A 13,919-nucleotide genomic window follows, 5' to 3' on the forward strand; every position below is an offset into this window, starting at 1 on the left:
CTGTTTGCGGGTCAGGTCTTGGTCGACGTGATGAAGTCGGGCAGGGGCGGGCTGCCAGCCGACAGGGTCAACACCTCGTAGCCGGTTTCGGTCACCAGCACGGTGTGCTCCCACTGGGCGGACAAGGAGCGGTCCTTGGTGACGATGGTCCAGCCATCACCCAGCGACTTGATGTCCTTCTTGCCCGCGTTGATCATGGGCTCGATGGTGAAGATCATGCCGGGCTTGAGTTCTTCCAGCGTGCCGGGGCGGCCGTAGTGCAGCACTTGCGGCTCTTCGTGGAACTTCTCGCCGATGCCGTGGCCGCAGAATTCGCGCACCACCGAGAAGCCCTGGTTTTCGGCGAAGGTCTGGATGGCGTGGCCGATGTCGCCCAGGCGGATGCCAGGCTTGACCTTGGCGATGCCGCGCCACATGGCTTCGTAGGTGATGGCGCACAGGCGCTTGGCCGCGATGGAGCCATTGCCCACGATGAACATGCGGCTGGTGTCACCGTGCCAGCCGTTCTTGATGACGGTGATGTCCAGGTTGACGATGTCGCCATCTTTCAGCTGCTTGTCACTGGGGATACCGTGGCAGACCTGCTGGTTGATCGAGGTGCAGATGGACTTGGGGTAGGGCTTGTGGCCGCCCGGGGCATAGTTCAGCGGGGCGGGCACGCAACCCTGCTCGTTGACCATGTAGTCATGGCAGAGCTTGTCCAGCTCTTCGGTGGTGACACCGGGTTTGACGAAGGGGGTGATGTAGTCCAGCACCTCGGACGCCAATCGACCGGCCAGACGCATGGCGTCGATGTCGGCGCCTGTTTTGATGGTGATGCTCATGGACGCGAATTATCCGTATTTCGCGCGTGCTATGACGCAGGCAGGGGCATGAGAAAGGCATTGAATTTCAGGCGCGGGAGGCCCGAGCCCGGTAAAATGCGCGTTTTTCCTCACGACAAGCCCACCCGCGCACCTCGCGGGTGTAGCAAAAAGGCCCACCCCGCCGTGACCGAACGCACCCCCCAAGCGATGTCCAACCTGATGCACTTCGAGGGCGGCAACGCCCTGGCTCCCCACCAAGTCCAGGCTCTGCTGCCCAAGCTGCAGGCCATCAACCCTCGCATCAGTGGCGTGCATGCCCGCTTTGTGCACTGGGTGGCCCTGGACCAGGCCCTGCCGCAAGGTGAGCTGGACAAGCTGTCGGCGCTGCTGACGTATGGCGATGCCTACGAAGGCCCGTCTGACGGCGACCTGATCGTGGTGGCGCCTCGCCTGGGCACCGTGTCGCCCTGGGCCTCCAAGGCCACGGACATCGCGCACAACTGCGGCCTGGGCATCCGCCGCGTCGAGCGCGTGACCGAATTCCGCATCACGGTCAAGGCCGGCGTGATCGGCGCCTTGATGGGCGGCGCCAAGGGCCTGGCCGTGCAGGACCTGAAAGCCTGCGCCGCGCTGCTGCACGACCGCATGACCGAGAGCGTGCTGCTGGCCCGTGACGAAGCCCGCCACCTGTTCGACGAGCAACAAGGCGCACCCATGGCCCACGTGGACGTGCTGGGCGAGGGCCGCAAGGCGCTGGAAGCCGCCAACGTGACCTTCGGCCTGGCCTTGTCGGATGATGAAATCGACTACCTGGTCAGCGCCTTCAAGGGGCTGAAGCGCAACCCGACGGACGTCGAGCTGATGATGTTCGCGCAGGCCAACAGCGAGCACTGCCGGCACAAAATTTTCAACGCGCAGTTCACCATTGATGGCCAGGCACAGGACCTGTCCATGTTCGGCATGATCCGCAACACGGAAAAGCTGAACCCGCAACACACCGTGGTGGCCTACAGCGACAACGCCTCGGTGATGGAAGGCCACCAGATCGAGCGCTGGATGCCAGCCGGCTACACCAACGCCCCGCAGTACCAGGCCCGCGAAGAGCTGGCCCATGTGCTGATGAAGGTGGAGACCCACAACCACCCGACCGCGATTTCGCCTTACCCTGGCGCGTCGACGGGTGCGGGTGGCGAGATCCGTGACGAAGGCGCCACGGGCCGTGGTTCGCGCCCCAAGTCGGGCCTGACCGGCTTCTCGGTATCCAACCTGAACCTGCCTGGCACCAACGAGCCCTGGGAAGCCGTGAAGTTCGGCAAGCCCGAGCACATCGCCAGCCCGCTGCAGATCATGATCGAAGGCCCGCTGGGTGGCGCCGCGTTCAACAACGAATTCGGCCGCGCCAACCTGGGCGGCTACTTCCGCGTGTTCGAGCAGTCAGTGGGCGAGGGCGCTGCAGCGATTCGCCGCGGTTACCACAAGCCCATCATGATCGCGGGTGGCATCGGCACCATCAGCAGCGAACAGACGAAGAAGATCCAGTTCGCCGCTGGCACGCTGTTGATCCAGCTGGGCGGCCCCGGCATGCGCATCGGCATGGCGGGTGCGGCGGCGTCGTCTATGGCGGCAGGTACCAACTCCGCGGCACTGGATTTCGATTCCGTGCAGCGCGGCAACCCCGAGATCGAGCGCCGTGCGCAGGAAGTCATCAACCACTGCTGGGGGCTGGGCGCCAACAACCCCATCCTGGCCATCCATGACGTGGGCGCGGGCGGCATCTCCAACGCCTTCCCGGAACTGGTGGACGGCGCCGGCAAGGGCGCCCGCTTCGATCTGAGCAAAGTGCCACTGGAAGAAACCGGCATGGCCCCCAAGGAAATCTGGTGCAACGAAAGCCAGGAGCGTTACGTGCTGGCCATTGCGCCGGAGTCGCTGCCCATCTTCACCGAGATGGCCAACCGCGAGCGTTGCCCGTTTGGCGTGATCGGCGTGGCCACCGAGGCCTGTGAGCTGATCCTCGAAGACAGCACCAAGCCTGGCTCTGACAAGCCGGTCGACATGCCCATGGAAGTGCTGCTGGGCAAGCCGCCCAAGATGCACCGCGACGTCAAGCGCGTGGTGTGGGATGGCGGCCAGCTGGACCTGACCGGCGTGGCGCTGGACAAGGTCGCCTTCGACGTGCTGCGTCACCCCACTGTGGCCAGCAAGCGCTTTTTGATCACCATCGGTGACCGCACCGTGGGTGGCCTGAACTCGCGCGACCAGATGGTCGGCCCCTGGCAGGTGCCCGTGGCCGACGTGGCCGTGACCCTGGCGGACTTCAAGGGTTTTGCTGGTGAAGCCATGGCCATGGGCGAGCGCACGCCGCTGGCCTCGGTGAACGCGCCCGCATCCGGCCGCATGGCCGTGGCCGAGTCCATCACCAACTTGCTGGCCGCGCCGATCGAGCTGAGCAAGGTGAAGCTGTCTGCCAACTGGATGGCTGCTTGCGGTGAAGCCGGTGAAGACGCCGCCTTGTACGACACGGTCAAGGCCGTGGGCATGGACCTGTGCCCGGCGCTGGGCGTGTCCATCCCAGTGGGCAAGGACTCGCTGTCCATGCGTACAAAATGGGCCGACAAGGGCGAGAGCAAGTCGGTGACCGCGCCTGTGTCCCTGATCGTGACGGCCTTCGCGTCGATCGACGACGTTCGCCCCACGCTGACCCCGCAACTGATCACCGCCGAGAACGGCCAGCCGCTGGACACCAGCCTGATCCTGATCGACCTGGGCGAGGGCAAGAAGCGCATGGCCGGCTCGATGCTGGCGCAGGTGCTGGGCCAGTTCGGCAACAAGGTACCTGACTGCGACAACCCCGAGATGCTCAAGGCCACCGTGGCCGCCGTGAACGCACTGCGCGCCCAAGGCAAGCTGCTGGCTTATCACGACCGTGGTGACGGCGGCCTGTGGGCCACCGTGTGTGAGATGGCCTTTGCCGGCCACACCGGTGTGAGCCTCAATGTGGACATGCTGGTCACCGAAGGCGACGGCATCACCGACAGCCGCGCTGACACCGGCGACTCCAAGAACTGGGCTGGCCAGGTGGGCGAGCGTCGCAACGAACTGACGCTCAAGGCCTTGTTCAACGAAGAGCTGGGCGTGGTGCTGCAAGTGCGCACGGCTGACCGCGATGCCGTGATTCAGACCTTGCGCGAGCACGGCCTGAGCAAGCACAGCCACGTGATCGGCAAGCCCATCCTGACGGGCGCTGCCAAGGACGAGGTGCAGGTCTGGCGCGATGCCAAGCCCGTGTTCAGCGCCCCGCTGGAACAGCTGCACAAGACCTGGGATGACGTGAGCTGGCGCATTGCCCAGCTGCGCGACAACCCCGTCTGCGCCAACAGCGAGCACGCTGCCATCGGCCTGCCCACCGACCCCGGCATGCACGTGCACCTGAGCTTCGACCCGCTGGACAACGTCGCCGCGCCCTTCATCAACAAGGCCCGCCCCAAGGTCGCGATCCTGCGTGAGCAGGGTGTGAACTCGCATGTGGAGATGTCGTACGCCGTGGCGCAAGGCGGCTTCGACACGTTTGACGTGCACATGAGCGACCTGCAGAACGGCCGTGCTCGCCTGGACCAGTTCCAGGGCTTCATCGCCTGCGGCGGTTTCAGCTACGGCGACACGCTGGGCGCCGGCGAAGGCTGGGCCCGCTCGATCATGTTCAACCCCAAGCTGGCCGAGCAGTTCGCCGCCTTCTTCGGCCGCAACGACACCTTCGCACTGGGCGTGTGCAATGGCTGCCAGATGCTGGCCGCGCTGAGCCCCATCATCCCGGGCGCGCAGGACTGGCCCAAGTTCACGCACAACCAGAGCACCCGCTTTGAAGCCCGCCTGAGCCTGGTCGAAGTACTGGAAAGCCCCTCGATCTTCTTCGAAGGCATGGCCGGCAGCCGCATGCCGATCGCCGTGTCGCACGGTGAAGGCTTTGCCAACTTCTCGCAGCGCGGCAACGCGGCCAAGGTGCACAAGGCCATGCGCTTTGTGGACAACACCGGCGCGGCCACCGAGGTCTACCCGTTCAACCCGAACGGCTCGCCCGGCGGCCTGACCAGCGTGACCACGGCAGACGGCCGCTTCACGGCCATGATGCCGCACCCCGAGCGCGTGTTCCGCAACATCCAGATGAGCTGGACCAGCGGTGACAAGAGCGATGCGAGCCCCTGGCTTCGCATGTTCCGCAACGCGCGCAAGTGGGTGGGTTGATCACCTGTGCCAGCAAGGTGCTGGGTGAATGTGCAAGGGGCCTTTCGGGGCCCCTTTTTCATGACGCTCTCCCAGCGGGAAGGCCGGCGGCGTTGTCAGGTGCCAGGAAAAGCCTCTTGCTCAAATGCCATCTCACGGACAAGCACCGCATGCTGCGGGAACTTGCCCAGCAGCACGGCGCGGTCATCCAGCGAGAAGTCCTCAAAGTCGAACCCGGGTGCCACAGTGCAGCCGATCAGGCTGAAGCTCCCTGCCATCTCACAGCGCAAGACGAACCAACTGTCGCCCGGGATCACCAGAGAGAACAGCTCAACACTGTCCAGATCGCGCCCTATTGATGCGGCCTCATAAAGCCTGAACCCAATGCGAGATTTGGTGTCGAAGAGCCAAAGACAAAGAAGACGCCCGCTATCAAAAATTGGAGCAACTGCACGAGAGGCGCAAGCAAGTCGTGCGGTTGCATAAGAAGGCCCAAGGGATCATGACGATCGTCGAGATGGCGGGACTGAGTTACCTGGCGTGATCGGTCATTGTCGGCTTTGCAACATCATGGCATTGGCCTCGGGCTGCTTCATATAGCGCTTGATCAGGCGCAAGATGGTGCCGTCGCGACGCATGTTGTCGAGCAGCGCCTGCCATTTTCGAGCCTCGGCTTCGGTGAAGCTTTGTTTGCTAAGCCCAAGACCGCGGGGGCTGGCGGCGCTGGGACCACCCCAGTCAAGAATCGTTACCTGATCGACCATGCCGTTCCTTGTTAGCGCGGAAAGATAGTTCAATGGGGTGGCGATCATTGCGGAAATGCGCCCGGCTTTCAACATGCGGAAGAGTTGATCGGATCTCACCACCTCGTCCACACGCCCGTTTGCAGCGAGCTTCTTCAGCATGGCGTCGTACTCCAGTCCGTACTTGTAGCCACGCACCACCCCAATTCGCAAGGCGTTGCCAGGCTTGTCAAAGTCCTGAAGTGCAGCGAGTCTGTTGGCATCGGACTTACGCACCAACAGGTAGTTTCGCAGTTGCAGGTAGTCAAGCACCCACAGCGTCTTCTCGCGTTCAGGTGTACGCAAGACGGTCGTCGTCATGTCGAGATGACCGGCTTCGAATTCATTCCAGATTCGCACCCTGGGCATGACTATCGTTTCAAATCGGCAGCCGCTACGGGCCCGAATTTCATCGAAAAGGTCTTTCTCCAGCCCCTTGCCGGCCTCGAACAGCACAGGTGATTCAAAAAACGCATAGCGAATTGGGCGATCCGGGCAGCGGATGGCATCATCGGCCGCTTTCGCTGCACTCACCGGCCCGACCAGCGTCAGACTGAGCGTAACGAGCAGCACCAACATCACCCGACAAAACCAGGGCACCGCTTCGCCACGAGAGGTCGGGCGATTCGCTTCGCCCATTCTCGTGACCACTTGCGCTTCGGTGACTCGATGTTTCTTCATGGTGACTAGGGAGATGGGGAAAGAAAGTTAACTGCCGTGCTCAGATATGCCGCTGTCGACGAGCCCATGGATCCGAGCGGTGCATGCGCTCCAAATGTGCCGATGCGCCTCTCCGGCCGTTGTGGCCAATCGTGCCGACTAGGCTGCACTGTTCGTCTTCGAGCATCAGCACGTTCAACTCGTCGCCTGGGCTGAAGCCGCACTTCGCACAACGTTCGGAGGCAAGGCCGGATCAACAGCTTGTGAACATGCATGGCGCAGCAGGAAGTAAATGCCGGGCTGGCGATCTCTTTTGATGTCCGAGTGTCGCAGGGAATGTCCTTGTCGTACCAGGCCTCAAACCATGGGTGTTCAGGCAGCGCAGCAGACCTGCTTTGAAAAGCCCGCAAATGGGTGGGTGAAAAGTTGCGTTTGGCCAGGTTCATGCGCCCCAGCGGGGGAATACACCACAGCTGATCGCATGGCGCGCAACGGACAATATCCAGGCTTTCCGTGCGTGCTCGCGTTCGCACCCGTTTTGCGTCAGTCAGTCAACAAGATGTCCCATATCCGTTACGAGGTGACTTTCACCGGCGATGCCGAGACCTACCGGCCCATCTGGCGCAGGAACATGCTGCTGATGTTGCTGACGGCCGGGATCGCCTTGCCCTGGGCCCTGGTGGGCCGGCTGCGCTATTTCTACCAGCACACCTATGTGGCGGGCGCCAACCTCGACTACCACGTCAACCCCTGGAAGATGTTCGCCGGCAACATGGTGGCCACGGTGATCCTCAACGCAATCTATTACGGCATCTCCTTGACCGGGCCATATCGCCTGATGGGCGTGGCGGCCATGCAGTTGCTCACCGCCTCGATGCTGCCCATTGGCCTGCACGGCTACCTGGAGTTCCAGCTTCAGCACACGAGCTGGCGCGGGCAGCGCCTGAGGCTGGCCGCCACGCCGGTGGACGCCATCAAGGCCATGGGCTTGCCCACGCTGCTGTACATCACAGGCGGCGTGACCGCCGTGTGGGCCGTGATCGCCGGCATGGATGGGCAGCGTAGCTTGTCTTATGGCCTGGGCGCCGTGGCTGCCGTGGCCCTGTGTATCGCCTTGCCTTGGGTGTATGTGCAATTCAAGCGCTACCAGCATCGCCATGCCGTGCTGGGCAACTGGGGCAATGAGCGAAGCTCGGGCATGCCCCGCGGGCAAGCCTGGGGGATCACACTGGTCACGGGCACGCTGGCGCTGCTGGCCCTGCTGGCGGTGGTGTTGCCTTTGACTTGGGGCTTGTCCGAACTGGTCGGGTTGGACTGGGCCACCGTGGCCCGCATGAAGCAGACCGAGCACACCGCCGAAAGCATCCGGCTGGCCCTGGTGTGGGTGCCTGGCGTGCTGCTGCTGATTGTGGCGATGATGGCCTTGCCTTATCCCTATCTCAGCGCGCAACTGCAAAACCGCCTGTGGTCTGACACCGCGCACGAACTCATCCGGTTCGAGAGCGCGGTGCCCTTGGCGGAACTGCTCAAGCTGACCAGCCGCAACTGGGCCTTGATCGCCTGCACCCTGGGCTGGTACTACCCGAAGGCGGCCATCACCGAGGCCCGGCTGCGCATGCAGTCGGTCTCGGTGTGGATCAGGCCAGAAGCACTGGCCGAGCCTCCGCAAGAGCCGTTGCCCGTCACGACGACATCACCCGATCAGCAAGGCACCCAGCTGCAGGCGCGCCATGTGGGGCTGGTGATGTCAGGACCGACGGAGCCCACGCCCCAGAGGTGATCGTTGCCGGTCGACCCACTGGCGTTGCCGATGTAGTAGGCCCCCACCCAGATGCCCGATCCCTGGATTTCCTGCCCCGTTCTGAACCAGGACTGGATGATGCTGGAGCCGCTCTTGGCGTACTGCGCCAGGCGCTTGCCTTCTTCCTCGGTGTCGTAAGTGACCTGGGCGTAGCCCATCAGGATGTGCATGCCGTCGAAGGCATCGCGCCAGCGTTCCAGCACATCGCCACCGCTCTCCACCACCTCGTCCTGCAAGGGGCCGCAAGCGGCAATGACCGCCCATTCCAGGTTGTTGGCGCCCCAGAGATCGCGGGCACCAGCCGTTTCGGTGAAGTGCAGGAAGGTGTCGTCCGGCGTGGCCAGCACCCAACCATCGCTGTTGGCATGGCCCGTGTAGAACACGAAGTCCACGGCATCCACCCAGCTGTCGTCGTTCCTGCGCCAGTCGGATTCCCAGGCAGCGGCATCCCCCCAGTTGAAGCGGATGTTCCAGCCAATGGCAGATAACTCGTCCACAAAGCCCTTGGCGTTGTTCTGACTGCCGCTGAGCCCGCCTGACAAGCCGATCCACGAGGTACCGGCCGAGTAGTAGCCCAGCAGGTTGGCCAGCTCCTTGATCTGCACCTGCGTCAGGTTGGGGTTGACGATCAAGGGCGTGTTAGCAGGCCCCGGCACGAAGTAGTCCGTGAACTGGAGCTTGCGGCTGAGCATCGTCCGCTTGTTGAGCGCGATGCCGGGTGGCAGGGCCTTGCCCGGCACAGGCATGAAGTCGGCCGGCAAGGGGCGAACGTGAGGCTCACTCTTGCTGCTTCGCGGTGGGGCCATGGCGGCAGCTTGCGCGGCTGGCCCGACATCCGTGGCAGGGATCATGACCTTGCGCAGGGGTACCCGGTTGCCCTTGAAGTCGGCCACGGCGCTGTAGACATAGACGGGGTAGAGCATGTCCTGCTCTGCAAACGCCGGCGCGGCGTAATAGGCCAGCTCGGACGTGAATTCGCTGACAGGGGTGTTGCCCATCCGCGCCTTGAATTGCTCGTCTGCCTTCTTCTGCGGGATCACGTCATGCAGGACGGGCTTGCCGATGCTGGGCCGCCAGACGCCACCCGCAGCAAGCAGGCTACCGCCATCGCCGTGCACCGTGGTGAAGCGGCCTCCACCACCAACCACGGACAGAGCCTTTTGCTTGAGGCCGTAATCGCTGACATCCACCTCGACATCGGTGATCACGGTGTTGTCCTCGTGAATGACCTGGCGAGGCGCGCCCTTCTTGGCGGAGAAGGCCGTGACCGCACCAGTGGCCCGGGGCGTCTTGAGCCGAAACGGGCCAGACAGCTCAGGCGTGATGTGGTGGGTCTTGAGGATGTCGAGGCTGAGCTTTCTGGCCTCTGGCGTGCCCAGCAGGCGGGGCTTCTTGCCCGAAGCGGGATCGAATCGCCAAAGCCGAGTGGTGTCAGCGGCCCAGACCCCGCCCTTGCCGGTGTCCACTTCGATCTGCCCGAGCGGGCAGCGCAACTCCAGCTTGGTGCCACGCTCCACGATCTGGTGGTCCTGGCGAGGAAAGAGGCGTTGCCCAAGTTCTCTGATGTGATCGGCCGGCGCAATGGTGCTGGCGACCTTGTAGACAGGTAGTTTCATGATGGCGCTCCATGTTGGTGAATCACTGCCACTCAATCGAACTGCTTGCTGTCGGCTTATTCGCCTTCGCCGACCGGCTCGGTGGTACCGGTGCCGAAGAAGCCCCGGCCTTGTGCGAAATAGATCTGGATCGGTTTCTCGTTGCGCAGGATGTCCAGCACGCTCTGGAACATGGTGCTGGGCAGGTGCATGGTGATGACGCCGTTGTTGTAGGCATCGTTTTCAAACACCATGCCGGGGTCGTTGAAACGAACGTAGGCAATGGTGTTGCCCGCGCTGCCGTACAAGGCAATTTGCGAGCGGTTGGTCTGGTAGCCCTCCGGGCCGCCGTAGACGAGCACGTGGTATTTGGTGACTTCGGCCATCATCTTTCTCCGTATCTGGTTTGACGATGAAGGGCGGGGCGGGCTGCCACCTGCATCACGGAGCCTGTCGCCGCCGGAAATGCCTTGCGGCAACGCTGTGCCGGCATGGGCAAGCGAAGGATACGCGCCGCACTTGCTGCGGCCATCCCTAGAAAATTTCACATGACGGAGATCAAGGCAGGCGCTTTTCAGCGCACCTCGGCGATGCCCCAGTAGTGGTACGACACGAACCTGGGCCCCGGCAGGTAGCTGGACTGCACGTCGGACTGGAAACCCGCGTCGCGCAGCAAGAAGGGCACATCGCGGTCGAGCATGCAACCGCCGGCCAGCTTGCTCCAGTAGGGTTGCAGGCGCGTCTGCCATTTGCTGACGTTCGCGTCCGGTGCGCGGCCGTGTTCGGAGAACAGCAGCTTGCCGCCAGGTTTGAGCACGCGGCGCATTTCAGCCAGGGCCGCCGCCGGGTCCGGAATGGTGCACAAGGTGTAGGTGCAGACCACGGTGTCGAAACTGGCATCCTCAACGGGCAGGCGCTCGGCCGACAGCCCGATGAGGTCGACGTCCAGGCCTGCCTGTGCGATGCGCTTTTGCGCCAGCCCATGCATGCGCAGTGCAGGGTCCACGCCGGTGATGCGGGCGACGCGGGCCTTGTCGTAGAAGGGGATGTTCAGGCCCGTGCCGATACCGATCTCCAGCACCCGGCCTTGCGCCAGCGGGACGACCTTTTCACGTTGACGCGCCACGGGGCGAATGCCGCACGCCATGTCGATGAGATAGGGCAGCACATGCCGGTCGTACCAGCTTTCATCGCTCATGGGGGCTCACTTCAAAAGAGGCGTCAAGGCTTGCGCAAGCGCGGGCGCCATCTCGATGGCATTGCTGGGGTGGGCGATGCAGTCCGTGCTCCAGACATGCGCCACGCCGGCGGACTGGATCACGTCCAAGGCATCACCGGCAAACAAGGCATGCGTCACGGCCACATCGACCGACGCGGCGCCCGCATCGCGAAGCAGTCGCGCGGCCACAGCCAGGGTGCGGCCCGAGCTGGCGACATCGTCCAGCAGCACCACGGCTCGCCCATGCACAGGCACGGCGGGCAAGGTGATCTCGACCTGCTTGTCGCCATGGCGCTGCTTGGTGCAGACGCCGTAGTCAAAACCATGCACGCGCGCAGCGGCCTCGATCCATTGCGCTGACTCGGCATCCGGGCCGATCAGCAAAGGCTTGTCATGGTGCCGGGCGATCAATTGCGCCAACATCGGCGCGCCGGACAGGCTGATGGCATGGGGCAGGGCAATGGCTTCGTCGAGCGTGCGGATGCGGTGCAGATGTGGGTCCACCGTTATCACGGCATCAAACAGGTCGGCCAGGAAACGGCCCACCACCTTCTGGCTGACGATCTCGCCCGGGTGAAAGGCCATGTCCTGCCGCATGTAGGCCAGATACGGTGCGACCAGGGTGAGGCTGCGCGCGCCCAGTTCACGGGCCTGGCGCGCCACCAGCATCAGCTCGATCAGCTTGTCATTGGGTCGATCCAGGCTGCGGTAGATCACCAGTTGCCCGGGCAGCTTGCCTTGCGCATTCACAGGCAGGCGCAGGCGCAACTCCTCGTCGGGGAAGCGGTGCGACTCGATGCTGGCAGCCGGGATACCGCAAGCCTGAGCCAGCCGCTGCGCTGCGGCGCGCTCGTCTTCAAAATGGAGCAACAAGGCGGCCATCGGTCAGAACTCCACGTACAGAGGGGGGATGTCTTGTGCGTGCCCGAGGGTGAAGCCGGTGCTACGCTCGCTGGCCTGGCGCGCGAACGCCAGATCGGCCGGAAAGGCCGCGTAGACGCGGTAAAGCGGCTCACCGGCCTTGACCGGCTCGCCCATCTTGCGCAGCAGGTCCACGCCGGAGCCTTGCACTTTCGGTGCGCCTGCCAGGCGCGCGATGCGAGCCAGTTGCAGGTTGTCGATGCTGGTGACCACGGCATCCTGATCGGCCAGCACATCGAAGCTCAAGGGCGCCAGCTCGGGGTGATCGGGGTCGAAGGGCTTGGCACCTTGTGCCTCGATGATGGCCATCATCTTCTTGAACGCCCGGCCGGAGTCCAGAATGTCACGGGCAATGGCAAAGCCATCACCGCCACGCACGTCGGGGTCGAACTCCAGCATGCGGCCGGCCAGCCGCAAGGACTTCTGACGCAGATCCTGCGGCGCGTCCGGGTCATTGCGCAGCACGCGCATCACGTCACGGGCCTCCAGCACGGGGCCAATGCCCCTGCCCACGGGTTGCCGCCCATCGGTGATGACCACGTCCAGCGTCAGGCCCAGGCGGTTGGCCACGAACTCGAACAGCTTGCGCAGGCGTTGGGCCTCGGGCATGGCGCGCACCTTGGCGGTCGGGCCCACGGGGATGTCCAGCAGCAGGTGGGTGGAGCCGGCAGCGACCTTCTTGGACAGGATGGAGGCGACCATCTGCCCAGGCGAGTCGATCGACAAAGGCCGCTCCACGGCGATCAGCACGTCATCGGCGGGAGACAGATCGCTGGTGCCGCCCCAGGCCAGGCAGGCGTGGTGCTCGCGCACGATGTCCCACAGCTTGTTGAATGGCGGCTCGACATTGGCCAGCACCTCCATGGTGTCGGCCGTGCCGGCCGGCGAGGTGATGGCGCGCGAGGAGGTCTTGGGGCAGACCATGCCGTGTGCGGCCACGATGGGCACCACCAGCATGGATGTGCGGTTGCCGGGGATGCCTCCGATGCAGTGCTTGTCCACCACCGGGTGCTCGCGCCAGTCCAGCTTGCGGCCGACCGAGGCCATGGCGTCCGTCAGGTAGTAAACCTCTTCACGGTCCAGCTCGCCCTGATTGGAGGCGACCACAAAGGCCGTCAGCTCGATCTTGGAATAGCGGTGCTCGGCGATGTCCCGCACGATGGCGCGGAAGTCATCCCCATTGAGGCGCTCACCGGCGATCTTGCGGTGCAGGGCGGGAATAGAAGAGGGTGGCTCGGCCTGATTGATGAAGGCGGGGTGGCCGTTTTCAACGCCGAGCTGCGTGAACGCATCCTCGGACACCCCCAGCTCGTCCACGCCCACGATGCAGGTGTCGTCCACCACATTGAGGCTGGCCAGGATGCGCCGGCCATTGGCGCGGATCTCGACTTTGGAGAGCGCCTGGAAGCCTTCGGCCCGGTAGATGGCGCAGTCGCGGTGCAGATAGGCGACGTTTTCCCGGTATGTGTCAATGGCAACGCGCTTGAGCTTGAGTTGCGGTGCGACCGCGTCCGAGGGTGATGCGTGTTCAGTGGCCATGGAGAGTACGGTTGTTTGTTTCAATCGTACTCCCGCCACGGGGGAACAATCAGGCCGGGATCAGCTTGGCCGTGAAACCCTCACCAGTCTCGACGACCTTGAGCAGGCGATCGATATTGGGGTGCTTGCCGGGGTTGGCGCGCGAATCGACGGTGTGCTCGGCGTAAATCTCCAGGCCTTCCTGGGCGGCAGCGGCGTTGATGCCACCGTGCTTGGCGGCCAGTGCGGCATACACGGCCAGAGAGCCAGCCTGACCGGGCTTGTTCTCGATGGTGGCGGCCACCTGACCTGCGGCGTCGATCAGTTGCAGGGCAGCCAGATGGGCCACGGGCGGGAGTTGTTTGAGGTTGTCGGCGAAGGCCATGAAAGCTCCTT

The 13,919-nt window shown here is 63.8% G+C and carries 11 protein-coding genes; 2 read left to right on the forward strand and 9 right to left on the reverse strand.

What is annotated here, in order from left to right; all coding sequences use genetic code 11:
• Window positions 1-11 precede the first annotated feature (11 nt).
• On the reverse strand, window positions 12-824 hold the full coding sequence (gene map / locus JY96_RS00915) for a type I methionyl aminopeptidase (protein WP_035034158.1): 813 nt from the start codon (window positions 822-824) through the stop codon (window positions 12-14).
• 189 nt (window positions 825-1,013) lie between these two features.
• Here map and purL point away from each other — a divergent pair, with 189 nt between their 5' ends.
• Entirely contained in the window at window positions 1,014-5,048 is a 4,035-nt protein-coding gene (purL, locus tag JY96_RS00920; RefSeq protein ID WP_035040640.1) for a phosphoribosylformylglycinamidine synthase, read from the forward strand.
• 95 nt (window positions 5,049-5,143) lie between these two features.
• Here purL and JY96_RS22735 read toward each other — a convergent pair whose 3' ends face one another.
• Together JY96_RS22735 and JY96_RS00930 are read right to left on the reverse strand one after the other, a co-directional pair.
• Window positions 5,144-5,467 (reverse strand): cupin domain-containing protein, encoded by a 324-nt coding sequence (locus tag JY96_RS22735; protein ID WP_081960936.1) that lies wholly within the window; start codon window positions 5,465-5,467, stop codon window positions 5,144-5,146.
• 108 nt (window positions 5,468-5,575) lie between these two features.
• Window positions 5,576-6,490 carry an ABC transporter substrate-binding protein gene (locus JY96_RS00930; RefSeq protein WP_081960937.1) on the reverse strand — a complete coding sequence of 305 codons (915 nt, stop codon included), beginning with the start codon at window positions 6,488-6,490 and terminating at the stop codon, window positions 5,576-5,578.
• Between the two features lie 538 nt (window positions 6,491-7,028).
• Between JY96_RS00930 and JY96_RS00935 the strand changes: the two genes are divergently transcribed.
• A complete protein-coding gene (locus JY96_RS00935) occupies window positions 7,029-8,249 on the forward strand; it encodes a DUF898 family protein (RefSeq protein ID WP_161784225.1) in 1,221 nt (406 codons plus the stop codon).
• Here JY96_RS00935 and JY96_RS00940 read toward each other — a convergent pair.
• The 6 genes from JY96_RS00940 to JY96_RS00965 form a co-directional block, all read right to left on the reverse strand.
• Complete coding sequence (locus JY96_RS00940; protein WP_035034164.1) at window positions 8,171-9,886, reverse strand: DUF6345 domain-containing protein; 1,716 nt, start codon at window positions 9,884-9,886, stop codon at window positions 8,171-8,173. The two genes, JY96_RS00935 and JY96_RS00940, sit on opposite strands and share 79 nt — an antisense overlap.
• Before the next feature lie 56 nt (window positions 9,887-9,942).
• Entirely contained in the window at window positions 9,943-10,251 is a 309-nt protein-coding gene (locus JY96_RS00945) for a hypothetical protein (RefSeq protein ID WP_035040645.1), read from the reverse strand.
• Window positions 10,252-10,439: 188 nt separating this feature from the next.
• A complete protein-coding gene (locus JY96_RS00950) occupies window positions 10,440-11,063 on the reverse strand; it encodes a class I SAM-dependent methyltransferase (RefSeq protein WP_035034167.1) in 624 nt (207 codons plus the stop codon).
• Window positions 11,064-11,069: 6 nt separating this feature from the next.
• Window positions 11,070-11,966 (reverse strand): ribose-phosphate diphosphokinase, encoded by an 897-nt coding sequence (locus JY96_RS00955; RefSeq protein WP_035034170.1) that lies wholly within the window; start codon window positions 11,964-11,966, stop codon window positions 11,070-11,072.
• 3 nt (window positions 11,967-11,969) lie between these two features.
• On the reverse strand, window positions 11,970-13,544 hold the full coding sequence (locus JY96_RS00960) for a thymidine phosphorylase family protein (RefSeq protein WP_035034180.1): 1,575 nt from the start codon (window positions 13,542-13,544) through the stop codon (window positions 11,970-11,972).
• A 49-nt stretch (window positions 13,545-13,593) separates the two neighbouring features.
• Window positions 13,594-13,908, reverse strand: coding sequence for a DUF2322 family protein (locus JY96_RS00965; protein WP_035034182.1), 315 nt, complete (start codon window positions 13,906-13,908; stop codon window positions 13,594-13,596).
• Between the last annotated feature and the right edge of the window lie 11 nt (window positions 13,909-13,919).

Origin of the sequence: Aquabacterium sp. NJ1, from assembly GCF_000768065.1 — a bacterium.
GTDB lineage: Bacteria > Pseudomonadota > Gammaproteobacteria > Burkholderiales > Burkholderiaceae_C > Aquabacterium.